The sequence below is a fragment of the Collinsella aerofaciens genome, assembly GCF_015553355.1.
GTDB lineage: Bacteria > Actinomycetota > Coriobacteriia > Coriobacteriales > Coriobacteriaceae > Collinsella > Collinsella aerofaciens_V.
Window position 1 is genome coordinate 14,507 of record NZ_JADNGN010000010.1, and the last position, 12,381, is coordinate 26,887.

Here is a 12,381-nt window from a genome sequence, read left to right on the forward strand (position 1 = left end):
ATCATCTGGCCGATACCCGGTAAGAGAGGATTGCCATGCTCGCGTTCAACAACGACTATTCCCACGGCGCACACCCAGCGGTGCTGCAGGCGCTCGTCGACACCAATATGGAGCCGCAGCCCGGCTACGGTACCGATGCGCACACCGAGCGTGCCAAGCAGCTTATCCGCGAGGCCTGTCAGGCCCCCGATGCCGACGTGTTTTTTCTGGTGGGCGGCACGCAGGCCAACGCGACGGTGATCGACATGCTGCTTGCGCCCTACGAGGGCGTCGTTGCTGCCGAGACTGGCCACGTCGCCTGTCACGAGGCGGGCGCCATCGAGTTTGGCGGTCACAAGGTGCTCACCATCCCCGGCTATGAGGGTAAGATGCGCGCCGAGGACCTCGAGAACTATATCCAGGTGTTCTACGAAAACGAGAGCTACGAGCACACGGTGTTCCCGGGCGCCGTGTACGTGAGCCTATCGACTGAGTACGGCACGCTGTATTCCAAGGCCGAGCTCGCGGCGATTCATGCGGTGTGCCAGAAGCGCGAGATTCCGCTGTTTGTGGATGGCGCCCGCCTGGCCTATGCGCTGGCGGCCGATGAGTGCGACATTACCCTGCCCGAGCTGGCGCAGCTGTGCGACGTGTTCTACATCGGCGGCACCAAGTGCGGCGCGCTCTGCGGCGAGGCCGTGGTGTTCTGCGGCATGCACGCCCCGGCGCACCCCATTCCGCGCATTAAGCAGCACGGCGCGCTGCTTGCCAAGGGCCGCCTGACGGGCGTGCAGTTTGAGGCGCTCTTTACCGATGGCCTGTATTTTGAGATTGGTCGCCAGGCGATTGAGACCGCTCAGGCGCTGCGCCGCGTGCTGCACGAGCACGGCTACCAGTTCTTCTTGGAGACGCCGACCAACCAGCAGTTCGTGATTCTGTCCAACGAGGACATGGCCCGCATTCGCGAGCATGCGGCGATCGAGTACTGGGAAAAGTATGACGATACCCACACGGTGGTGCGTTTTTGCACCAGCTGGGCCACGACGCAGGAGGATATCGACGCGTTGGCGGCTGTCCTGTAGCCTGATGTAATGACGAGAGGCCGCCTTGCGCTGGGTTTGGCGCAAGGCGGCCTTTATTTTTGAGGGGGAGGGGCTGTATGCCCGAGATGTCCGAGCCGACGATTCGCCTGGCGACGCCCGATGACGCGCCGGCGTTGCTTGCCATCTATGAGCCGTATGTGCGCCAGACGGCGATTACCTGCGAATACGAGGTGCCGAGCGTTGAGGAGTTCGCCGGGCGCATCGAGCGTACGCTCAGGCGCTATCCGTATTTGGTGATGGAACTCCGCGGACGTCCGGTGGGCTATGCCTATGTGAGCCCGCTCAACAGCCGAGAGGCATACGACTGGTCGGTCGAGACATCGATTTACTTGGCGCGTGATGTGCGCCACGGTGGGCTGGGCCGCAAGCTGCATGACGCGCTCAAGCAATGCCTGGTCTCGATGGGCATCACCAACATGTGCGCCCTCATCGCCGTGCCGCACGACAAGGACGACGAGTACCTGACGCACAACAGCCAGGACTTCCATGCCCATATGGGATATCGCCTGGTGGGTGTCTTCGACCGCTGCGCCCAAAAGTTCGGTCGCTGGTACGACATGTGTTGGATGGAGCTGGTCCTAGCCGAGCGCGTCCCTAACCAACCCAAACCAACCTGGTTCCCCGACCTCCCCAAACCTACCATTTAGGGACAGGTTTATTTTGGCAGGTTAGCCGATTGGCTCGGTGTATTTGGCGCGGTCGGTGCGTTGGATGCGCTTAGAGACATGGAGCGGTCGGCCGTCGGTGTCGTAGACGTAGTCGGTGATCAGGATCAGCGCCTGCCCGCGCTCGACGTTGAGCAAAAACGCCTCGTTTTGCGAGGCATAGCACACCTCAAAGGTCTTATGTCCCTGTGCTGGCGCGCGATGGAATTCTTGGCGCAGCGTCGCGTAGAGCGAACCGTTGATATCGCGATCGATGAGCGTCTCGAAGCTTGGCGGCAGGTAGGTGGTCTCCAGGCACAGCGGCACGTCGTCCAGGTAGCGCAGGCGGACAAGTTTGACGAGCTTGCTGCCCACGGCGGCGTCAAAGAACTTAGCTATGCTGCCGGCCGCCTTGGCAAAGCCCGAGTCCACGGTGCGCGTGGTGGGCTTCATGCCCTGACCTTCGACCTGCTTGGTATAGCTCGAAAACACTAGGTTGTTCTCGTGGAGCGCGGGCGTGTCGGCCACAAAGGCGCCACGCCCGCGCTCGGTGCGCACCAGGCCCTCATCAACGAGAACCTTAAGGGCGTGGCGCACGGTGCTGCGCGACAGCCCCGATTCGTCCATGAGCTCCATCTCGGACGGCAGCTTGTCTCCGCGTGCGTAGATGCCGGCGGCGATGCGGTCGCGAAGCGTACCCGCCAAGCGCTCGTATTGGCTCAGTTTCTTTTTAGACGAAGCGTTCATGTGATCAACCTGTATCTAACTTGTATGCCTATCTAAGCAAGCATGTATTCAATACAACAATAAAACCGCTGGTAGCCAGTTGTCGAAAACCGCATCAGCAAAATATCTAAGTCAAATATAGCATACAACTAGTCGACATAACCAAAACATGTATGTAACTTGTATGCCATCGAGAGCATCAAACGAGAAGAAAGGCTGATGCACGATGACTACTCAGGAACAGGTTAAGGATGTCGTCTCCCAGGTTTTGGCTGACAAGGCAGACAAGGGCGGCATCAAGCGCGTCGTGTGGATTGGCGCCGGCGGATCCAACGGCGGCAACTATCCTGCCCAGTACTTTATGGAGCACGAGGCCACGCAGGTCGTGAGCTCCAGCTACACCAGCAACGAGTTCGTGCACGCAACCCCCGCCTACGTTAACGAGAACACCCTGGCCGTCGTCGTGTCCATGCGCGGCACCAAGGAGACCATCGTCGCCGCCCAGGTCGCCAAGGACCACGGCGCCAGCACCATCGCCATCTATGTTGACGAGTCCGGCCTCACCGAGGTCTGCGACTACAAGATCCAGTACGACAGCTTGGCCGTCGACGAGTCCTGCATGGGCCGCACCAACTCCGCCGTCGTGACCATGATCGCCATGGAGCTTACGCAGCAGACCGAGGGCTATGCCGAGTACGAGACCGCTATGGCCGCGTTCGACTTGGTCGACCCCATCTATCGCAAGGCCGTCGAGTACACCCGTCCGCTTGCTGCCAAGTGGGCCGAGCAGAACGCCGACAAGCCCTGCATCAACGTCATGGCTCAGGGTCCGCTCTTTGGTGCCGCCTACGTCTTTAGCATCTGCAACGTGCAGGAGATGCTGCAGATTGACTCCTGCACCATCAACACCTGCGACTTCTTCCACGGTCCCTTCGAGATCCTGGACAAGCGTACCTCGCTGTTCCAGCTCATCAGCGTCGGCCGCAGCCGCTGCAACGACGAGCGCGGCATCCGCTTCGTCAACCAGTACGGTGGCGAGCGCGTCTATCAGCTTGACGCCAAGGAGCTCGGCCTCAACGACATCAAGGACAGCGTGAGCGAGTACTTCAACCACCTGATCTTTGCCCCGATCCTCAACAACGTGTATATGCGTGCACTCTCTGCCGTTACTCACAAGGACTACATGACGCGCCGCTACATGTGGAAGCTTGAGTATTAGTTACGCGGTTTTACCAAACCGCGTAACGGCTCGACGCTGCGCGGTCCGCATTTGGGCAATCTGACGTTCAACTTCAAGGGCGCGACCAGAAGGTCAGCGCCCTTTCGTTTCACGTCACCTTGCCTCAAATGCGGCCCGCTCGCTGACTTATGCTCAACCAGCGGCGCCTTAGACGTTGGGAACGTTCCTTTTCTGCCGGCAGTTGGGGACAGTCCTAGTCGTTGGGGGGCGTTCTTGAATGACCAGTCATTTAAGTGCGTCCCCAATGACTACCCAATGAGTATGTGGGGAGCAGATTTTTCCGCTCGCCGATTTGTGTCTTGAAAAATGTATATAACGACTATAACGTAGTGTGAAACATATTGGAAACAATACCGAGGAGGCTGCGTTGAAGAAAAGCAATCTGGGCTATGTGCTGGTGCTGATCGCCGCGCTTATGTGGGGCAGCATCGGAATCTTTGTAAACGGCATCTCGGCCATGGGTGTTTCGTCTCAGAGCATGGCGGCCTTTCGCCTGTTGTCGGGTGCCGTCTTAATGGCTCCGGTCTTGGCGTTCATGGGTTGCCAGGGAGGCGATCGTGAGGGAAAAGCATCGGGTCCCCTGGCACTGTTCAAGGCAAGTCCTAAAGAGCTTGTTCCCTGTGCGCTTCTTGGCATTATCGGCCTCGCCACCGCTAACACGCTTTATTACGAGTGCATGGGCGAGGTGGGCATGTCCACGGCCTCGGTGCTGCTCTACACCTCGCCGGTGTTTGGCGTCATGCTCGGCCGCGTGCTTTATCGCGAGGATGTGACTCCCAACAAGCTCGTTGCCATCGCTTTTAATATCGGTGGCTGTGTACTTGCAGTGACCAATGGCGACCTTTCCGGTTTCCATTTTTCGGTTTGGGGCGTCACGTCGGGCGTGATCGCGGGCTTTTGTGGCGCGTCGCTCGCGGTGTTTAGCCGGATAGCAACCAAGACGGTCCACCCGCTGGCTGTCACGTTTTGGGGCCTTGTTTTTGGCGGTGCGGTTATGGCGGCTATCGCGGCTCCGTGGCCAGATGTCGCCGCGGCAATGTCGCCACAGCTGCTGCTGCTGTTCTTTGGTTTTGGACTCATCCCCACAGCCGTGGCCTATGTCTTATATATGCAGGGTCTGTCCATGGGGCTCGAGACGTCGAAAGTTCCCGTCGTAATGTCATTCGAGACGGTCGTCACCGTACTGGTGGGCATTGGTGTCTACGCCGAGCCCGCCGGCGCGATTAAAGTCCTGGGCATCGTGCTGGTGCTCGCGTCCATCCTGATTATGAACACCGACTTCTCCAAGCTGCGCAACAGTGTGTTTGTCGGTCATGTCATTGAGAGCATGACCTTTAAGCCCAACGCGTGGTGGACCGAAAAATCTCAGGACATGGATCTGTTTAAGGAACGCACCGGCATTGCGCTGGAACCCACCGTACAGGAAAGCCCCTGGTACTTCGTGCGATAGGGGATTGCGCGCAGGGTCTGACCTGGGGTTATCCAGCTAGCGCCGCCCTACCCAGCCAAACGTTTCGAGTACGTTAAACCCGTCAACGGTCGATTTTCACCCGCGAACGGTCTTTATACTAATTAACAATATAAGCAACGTATAAGACGTTATAATGACCATAACGAAAAGGAGGAGGCAAGATGAATCAGATCATTCTCGCATCTCATGGCGGCCTGGCCGCAGGCGCCAAAGACACGCTCGAGATGGTTCTCGGCGACGTGTCGAACGTCCACGTCGTGTCGCTTGCTCGTGACGACAAGGAGCCCATCACCAATAAGGTTGAGGCTATGATCGCCACGTTCAACGCGGACGACACCGTCTATGTGCTGACCGATATGCTCGGCAGCTCGGTCAACAACAACATGGTCGAGCTTTCCAAGAACGGCACGAAGTTCACGGTTGTCAGCGGTTTCAACATCCCGTTGGCACTGACGCTCGCTATGAGCCCCGCTCCCATCAAGGGTGCCGAGCTCGCGGCCCTCATCAACGAGGCCCGCACCGGTCTGACCAACCCCAATGCACCGGTCGAGGCTGCCGCGGCTCCCGCCAAGAAGGCCAAGGCGTCCCGTCACAGCTCCGGTCCCGCCAAGATCGTCCTCGCACGTCTTGACTACCGTCTGCTGCACGGCCAGGTCGTCTTTACCTGGACCACCAAGGTTCAGGCCGAGCGCATCATCGTCGTCGACAACGCTGCCGCCAACGATGACATCAAGAAGGGCGCTCTTAAGCTGGCCAAGCCCCAGGGCGTTCGCCTGAACGTCTTCACCGTCGAGCGTGCCCTCGCCAAGATGGACAAGCTCAACACCCTCGGCGAGCGCGTCATGTTCGTCTTTGGCAATACTGCCGAGATGCTGCAGTTCTGCCAGGGCTACAAGCTCGACGCCATCAACCTGGGCGCCACCGCCAACCACGACGGCGCCGATCAGGTCGGCGGCAAGGACAGCTCCGTCTTCCTCGACGCCACCCAGAAGGCCGACGTCAACCAGCTGCTCGACATGGGCATCAGGCTCTATGTCCAGCAGACCCCTACGTATCAGAGCGTCGACATCGACGCCAAGCTGTAATCAACCAGGCTTTTGCCTGACTGAAAGGAGAAGGGTATGAATACGTTCATCAGTGCGGTGCTCGTCGGCCTCGTCGGCGTGTTCTGCATGTGGGACTCCCGCCTGCTCGGCCGTCTTAACTTCGAGCAGCCCCTCGTTGGCGCTACGCTCGTCGGTCTGCTGCTGGGCGATGTGCCCACCGGCCTTGCCGTCGGCGCCGCCGTCGAGCTCGTGTCCATGGGCCTGGTGCAGGTCGGCGCCGCCGTTCCGCCCGATATGGTCCTAGGCGGCATCGTGGCCGCTGCCTTTGCGTGCCTGACCGATGCTTCCGCCGAGACCGCCATGACGATCGCCATCCCGGTCGCCGTCCTGGGTCAGCTCCTCGGCATCGTGTTCCGTTCCATCATCGCCGCCCTCACCCATGTGGCCGATAGCGCGATCGATAACGGAAAGTTCAAGACCGCCTACCGTATGCACATCTGCGCCGGCTCCGGTCTGTACGCCATCATGTACTTCCTGCCGATCTTCCTCGCCGTCTTTGTTGGCACCGACCTGGTTCAGGCCATCGTCAACATGGTTCCCGAGTGGCTGTCCACTGGTCTGAACGTTTCGACCAAGATCATGACCGCCTACGGCTTGGCCCTGCTGCTCACCATGATGATCAAGAAGAGTATGACTCCGTTCCTGTTCATCGGTTTCCTGCTCGCCGCTTACCTCAACCTGTCCGTCATCGCGGTCGCTCTGATCGGTGTGTGCCTGGCTGTCGTCTTCATGGGCTTCAAGTTCAACGGTTCCCATGCAGCCGCCGGTGTCGATTCCGACTACGATCCGCTCGAAGACGACGAAGACTAAGGAGGAACACACTATGGCAACCGCAACCAAGGACGTGTCCCTGAACAAGAAGGTCAGCCAGTTCTTCTGGCGCTCCTGGGCCATCCAGGCCTCTTGGAACTACGAGCGTCAGATGAACATGGGCTTCCTCTACGGCATGGTTCCCACGCTCGATCGCCTCTATCCGGATGAGTCCGACCCCAAGCAGCTCGCTGCTAAGAAAGAGGCTTACCACCGTCACATGGCGTTCTACAACTGCACCCCGCAGACGAGCGCTTTCATCCTGGGCCTCTCCGCCTCCATGGAGGAGGAGTACGCCAAGGATCCCGAGAACTTCGATCCCGATTCGATCAACGCGGTCAAGACCTCCCTCATGGGTCCGCTTTCCGGCATCGGTGACTCCTTCTTCCAGGGCACCATCCGCGTTATCGCCTTTGGCCTGGGCGTTCAGCTGGCTCAGCAGGGCTCCATCATGGGCCCGATCCTGGCCATGCTCATCTCCATCGTCCCCTCTGTGCTGATCACTTGGTTCGCAGCCAAGATGGGCTATCAGGGCGGCCACGAGTACCTGAGCAAGCTTCAGGGCGGCGACCTCATGGAGAAGCTCATGTATGTCTGCGGCATCGTGGGTCTTATGTCCGTGGGCGGCATGATCGCCACGCTGATCGGCGCCACCACCCCGCTGCAGTTCGCTGAGGGCACCGTCGTTATCCAGGACATCCTGGACGGCATGATGCCCCAGATGATCTCCCTTGGCCTCACCGGCCTTATGTACTGGCTCATCAAGAAGAACGTCAACACCGGTTGGCTTCTCGTGATCGCCATCGTGGGCGGCATCGCCCTCTCCGCGGCCGGCATTCTGGCCTAGTCGCGACCAAGCGCCTAACCGCTTTCCCCCGGGGGCCTGCCTGGCATCCCATACCCCAGGCAGGCTTCCATCCCCAAAATGCGACAATGGGACAGTCCCCTTGTCGCATCCTCAACGGACCGGCGACTCGGTCCAAACCACGGTAACCCTGCGAGCGCCCGGCAATGTGGCGCCGCAAAAATCGAAAGGAATGTGTCAGATGTACGAGATCGACCTTAACCTCCCTAAGCAGATCGTCGCTGACGTCCTGTCCAACCACGAGATCCACAGTGTCGCCTTCGTCGGCTGCGGTGCTTCCATGTCCGACCTGTACCCCGCCAAGTACTTCCTGGCCAACAACACGGACAAGCTGAACGTTCAGATCTTCACCGCTAACGAGTTCAACTACGACACGCCTTCCTGGGTCAACGAGCACACCTTCGTGATCACCTGCTCCCTCGGTGGCTCCACGCCCGAGACCGTCGAGGCCAACAAGACCGCCAAGAAGCACAACTGCCCGGTCGTCTCCCTCACCAACAAGGCTGGCTCCGCTCTGACCGTCGACGCTGACTACGTCATCGTTCACGGCTTCCACGCCAACTTCGCTGCCAAGTGCGAGAAGCCCGGCTATGCCATCGCTCTTGCTCTCGAGATCCTTCAGCAGACCGAGGGCTATGACAAGTACGACGACATGATCACCGGCCTCACCAACGTCTTCGATCTCTGCGAGAACGCTGCTCAGTCCTGCAAGAAGCTCGCCAAGAAGTTCGCTGAGGACTTCAAGGACGACAAGATGATTTACTTCATGGCCTCTGGTGCCTCCGAGAAGATGGCTTACTCTCACGCCGCCTTCCTGTTCACCGAGATGCAGTGGATCGACGCCGCCGCCTACAACACCGGCGAGTACTTCCACGGCCCGTTCGAGGTTTCCACCGAGGGTAAGCCCTACGTCTTCTTCATGTCCGATGGCGCTACCCGTCCGATGGACGCCCGCGCCCTCACCTTCCTTGAGCGCATGGGCGCCAAGGTCGCTCTGATCGACTCCAAGGACTACGGCCTGGCTGACGCCGTGCCCGCGAGCGTCGTCACCTACTTCAACCCGCTGCTGCACCTCGCCGTTATGCGCGAGTACGGCAACCAGATCGCCGAGGCCCGTCAGCATCCGCTGACCATGCGTCGCTACATGTGGAAGCTTTCCTACTAATCACAAGTAAGTAGACCTTACGGGTTGATTGAGAGGGGATGGGGTTTGCGACCCGTCCCCTTTTTTGCTCTGGGGAGGGCGTGTCTGTCGCGTCGCAAATCCCAGATAAAACCTACCAAAATAAACCTGACCCTTTTTGGCAGGTGGGAGGAGATGCGTATGATCAAGGCAGTGCTGTTTGATATGGACGGCGTGCTGGTCGATACCGAGTGGTTCTACAACCGTCGTCGCGTGGCGTTTATGGAGGAGAAGGGCTTCCACTTTGACGAGATCCCCGATCTTTCGGGGTCTAACGAGCCTGCCATTTGGGAGGCGCTGGTGCCCGACGATGTTGAGCTGCGCGAGCGCCTTCGCGTGGAGTACAAGCAGGTCTACAGCCCGGACCACCCCGTTCCGTATGCCGAGCTGCTCAACGAGCAGACGGAGCCGGTGATGCGCGCACTGCACGAGCGCGGCGTGAAGTGTGCCATCGCGAGCTCGTCCTATCGCGAGTTGATCGACGAGCTGGTGGAGATTGCCGGTATCCCCGACGTGCTGGACTACACCATCAGCGGTCACGAGTGCAGTGCGTTTAAGCCCGACCCCGAGATCTACCTGCGTGCCATGGAGGCGCTGGGGGTGGAGCCTGCCGAGTGCCTGGTTATCGAGGATTCGCCTTTGGGGATCGAGGCTGGCAAACGTTCCGGCGCCCGCGTCCTGGCACTGCGTCCGCACGAGGGCGTCAACCTCGATCAATCGCGAGCCGATGCCGTTATTGATAATCTGACCGATATTTTGGCCGCTTTGTAGTGTCAATCCGCCGCGAGAAGCACGGGTTCAAACGTTTTTTGCGGTGGACTGGCTCAATTTGGTTTCGATTTTGATCCGTTTGGCTTCGATTCGGACTAAGTGAGTAGACTTTTTGGCGCAGGCCGAGCGCAATGCATATCTTCCTTTGTAAAACCGCAGGTCACAGGGGTGGCGGTTTTGGGTGTGCTCTGCAGGTCGCGTAAAGTCTACTCACTTGTAATTTGGGCCTTTGGTCGTGGGGTTGCTGGTCCCGCTTTGGTTGTCGGGAGAGGGTGAATTGAAGCGCCCCCGCACGCTCCATGCTACAATCGCGGACATATCCCACAACTACATCTGCCTTCGAAAGGAGCCTGCGTGGCGAACGCCATCGATCAGCTCACGGACCGAGTGCTCGTGCTCGGCCGCCTCACCATCGTCCGCCGCGCCATTACTGCTGTGGCGGTCACCATTTCCGCCGTTCTCCAGACATTTCTGATCCAGGCGTTCATTCAGCCCGCCGACCTGCTTCCGAGCGGTCTCACCGGCGTCGCGGTCCTGCTCGATCGCGTTACCTCGCTGGGCGGCGTTCACATCGACATCTCGCTCGGCATGCTTGCGCTCAACATTCCCGTGGCGCTCCTATGCTGGAGCGGCATTAGCAAGCGCTTCGTCATCTTCTCGATGATGCAGGTCGTGCTCTCGTCGCTGTTCCTCAACGTCTTTCACTTCGCGCCGTTTTTGGGCGACAAGATCATGCTCATCATTTTTGGCGGCGTGGTCTCGGGTCTGGGCGCTGCCATCGCGCTTAAATCCGGCGCATCCACCGGCGGCACCGACTTTATCGCGCTGTGGGTTTCCAACCACACGGGCAAGACCATCTGGGGCGTCATCTTTGGTTTCAACTGCTTTATCCTGGCGATCTTTGGCTTTATGTTTGGCTGGGACAAGGCGGCGTATTCCATCGTGTTCCAGTTTATTTCGACCAAGACCATCGACAGTTTCTATCGTCGCTACGATCGCGTGACGCTGCAGATCACGACGCGTAAGGCAGACGAGGTCATGACTGCCTACGTAAACCATTTTCAGCACGGCATTAGCTGCGCCGAGGTCGTCGGCGGATACAGCCGCGAAAAGATGTACCTGCTGAACACCGTTGTCTCGACCTACGAGAGCCAGGACATTATCAAGTTGGTGTGCGACGTTGATCCCGGCGCCGTGATCAACGTGTTCCACACGCTCAACTTTGTGGGCGGCTGGTGGGGCGGTCATGTCGACGAGCCCATGCCCACGGCCGTTCCCGATCCCGACAAGCCCGCACGCATGGCCAGCAGGCAGGCGCGCCTCAGCGAACAGGACAGCCTGCAGCAGGACGACGGCAAGTAGGGTATTGGCATTTTGCCGGTCCTGCGCAACCCATCCGAACGAGCCCCCCGAAAGCCCCGTTGCTTTCGAGGGCTCTCGTTTGCCCAGATAAAACCTACCAAAATGAAGCTGTCGCTTTTTGGTAGGGAGGGTGTATCGTTTTATCAATATGAGGTAACATGAAACTAGACGTTATATACGTATGAGAAATTTGGCTATTTTGATAAGAGTGATCAGATATGCCTGCGCCCAAAAATGCACCGCTTTACCAGCAGATTTATGACGAAATCAAGGATGCGATCGAAAAAGGTGTTTATGCACCCAAGGAGCGTATTCCGTCCGAGCTTGAACTAGCCGAGCAGTACGAGGTGAGCCGTATTACGGTGCGCCGCGCTGTCGAGGAGCTGTGCTCCGATGGTTACCTGGTTAAGCAGCAGGGCCGCGGCACCTTTGTCTCCACGCCGCACATCAACCGCCAGTTTCACGCCTCGACGCTGCAGACGTTTACCGCGCTGTGTGCCGGCAACGGCATGAAGGCCGGTGCGCACGTGATCGATCGCCAGATCGTTCCGGCGCGCCAAAACGAGATGGAGTTCTTTGGCCTGCAGAAGGATGCGCTGTTGCTGCATATCAAGCGCGTGCGCACGGCCGACGGCGAGCCCATCTTTGAGGAGAACATCTTTGTGCCGTTTGACGCCTACCGTGAGCTGTTGACGGCCGATCTTGAGGACAAGTCGATTTTTGCCGAGGTCGAGCGTGTTGGCGGAACGCCGATTGTCTCGGTTGGCTACCGTACGGTCGAGGCCGTTCGAGCTAACGCCGAGCAGGCGGCCGAGCTGGGCATTGCTCCGCACGATCCGCTGCTCAACCTGCGTGCCGGCTTTACCGGTCCCGATGACGAGCCGGTTTTGATGGGTAAGCAGTACTACGTGGGATCGCGCTACGTTATGGTCATGTAAGTTACGCGGTTTTACCAAACCGCGTAACGGCTCGACGCTGCAAACGCCCCTAAGCGGCAATCTGACGTTCAATCGTCGGTCGCGTACCCAAAGTACGCTTCCCTCCTCTTTCACGTCACCTTGCTCGCTTAGGGGCGTTTTCGCTGACTTATGCTCAACCAGCGACGTTTGCGCGCTTGTCAA

At 59.0% G+C, this 12,381-nt stretch carries 12 protein-coding genes; 11 read left to right on the forward strand and 1 reads right to left on the reverse strand.

The window, feature by feature from the left end:
• The first annotated feature begins 35 nt into the window (after nucleotides 1-35).
• Both I2D57_RS03990 and I2D57_RS03995 read left to right on the forward strand, forming a co-directional pair.
• Nucleotides 36-1,061 (forward strand): threonine aldolase family protein, encoded by a 1,026-nt coding sequence (locus I2D57_RS03990; protein ID WP_195361567.1) that lies wholly within the window; start codon nucleotides 36-38, stop codon nucleotides 1,059-1,061.
• Between the two features lie 77 nt (nucleotides 1,062-1,138).
• Complete coding sequence (locus tag I2D57_RS03995) at nucleotides 1,139-1,729, forward strand: GNAT family N-acetyltransferase (protein ID WP_195361568.1); 591 nt, start codon at nucleotides 1,139-1,141, stop codon at nucleotides 1,727-1,729.
• Nucleotides 1,730-1,750: 21 nt separating this feature from the next.
• Here I2D57_RS03995 and I2D57_RS04000 read toward each other — a convergent pair whose 3' ends face one another.
• Nucleotides 1,751-2,473, reverse strand: a complete 723-nt coding sequence (locus I2D57_RS04000) for a GntR family transcriptional regulator (protein WP_195247000.1) — start codon at nucleotides 2,471-2,473, stop codon at nucleotides 1,751-1,753.
• A gap of 205 nt (nucleotides 2,474-2,678) precedes the next feature.
• On the opposite strand from I2D57_RS04000, the gene I2D57_RS04005 reads away from it, so the two are divergent.
• The 9 genes from I2D57_RS04005 to I2D57_RS04045 all read left to right on the forward strand — a co-directional run bounded on the left by I2D57_RS04005 (nucleotide 2,679) and on the right by I2D57_RS04045 (nucleotide 12,198).
• Nucleotides 2,679-3,671, forward strand: a complete 993-nt coding sequence (locus I2D57_RS04005; RefSeq protein WP_118226093.1) for an SIS domain-containing protein — start codon at nucleotides 2,679-2,681, stop codon at nucleotides 3,669-3,671.
• A 388-nt stretch (nucleotides 3,672-4,059) separates the two neighbouring features.
• Entirely contained in the window at nucleotides 4,060-5,142 is a 1,083-nt protein-coding gene (locus tag I2D57_RS04010) for a DMT family transporter (RefSeq protein ID WP_195361569.1), read from the forward strand.
• 182 nt (nucleotides 5,143-5,324) lie between these two features.
• Nucleotides 5,325-6,248: a PTS mannose/fructose/sorbose transporter subunit IIAB gene (locus I2D57_RS04015; protein WP_195361570.1), complete on the forward strand. Its 924-nt coding sequence runs from the start codon at nucleotides 5,325-5,327 to the stop codon at nucleotides 6,246-6,248.
• 36 nt (nucleotides 6,249-6,284) lie between these two features.
• Nucleotides 6,285-7,079 (forward strand): PTS mannose/fructose/sorbose/N-acetylgalactosamine transporter subunit IIC, encoded by a 795-nt coding sequence (locus I2D57_RS04020; protein WP_195361571.1) that lies wholly within the window; start codon nucleotides 6,285-6,287, stop codon nucleotides 7,077-7,079.
• Nucleotides 7,080-7,092: 13 nt separating this feature from the next.
• A complete protein-coding gene (locus I2D57_RS04025) occupies nucleotides 7,093-7,926 on the forward strand; it encodes a PTS system mannose/fructose/sorbose family transporter subunit IID (protein WP_035136780.1) in 834 nt (277 codons plus the stop codon).
• Nucleotides 7,927-8,125: 199 nt separating this feature from the next.
• Nucleotides 8,126-9,109 carry an SIS domain-containing protein gene (locus I2D57_RS04030; RefSeq protein ID WP_229025861.1) on the forward strand — a complete coding sequence of 328 codons (984 nt, stop codon included), beginning with the start codon at nucleotides 8,126-8,128 and terminating at the stop codon, nucleotides 9,107-9,109.
• A 159-nt stretch (nucleotides 9,110-9,268) separates the two neighbouring features.
• On the forward strand, nucleotides 9,269-9,898 hold the full coding sequence (locus I2D57_RS04035) for an HAD family hydrolase (RefSeq protein WP_195361572.1): 630 nt from the start codon (nucleotides 9,269-9,271) through the stop codon (nucleotides 9,896-9,898).
• A 354-nt stretch (nucleotides 9,899-10,252) separates the two neighbouring features.
• Nucleotides 10,253-11,260, forward strand: coding sequence for a YitT family protein (locus I2D57_RS04040; RefSeq protein WP_040359122.1), 1,008 nt, complete (start codon nucleotides 10,253-10,255; stop codon nucleotides 11,258-11,260).
• A gap of 218 nt (nucleotides 11,261-11,478) precedes the next feature.
• A complete protein-coding gene (locus I2D57_RS04045; RefSeq protein ID WP_006235129.1) occupies nucleotides 11,479-12,198 on the forward strand; it encodes a GntR family transcriptional regulator in 720 nt (239 codons plus the stop codon).
• Nucleotides 12,199-12,381: the final 183 nt, after the last annotated feature.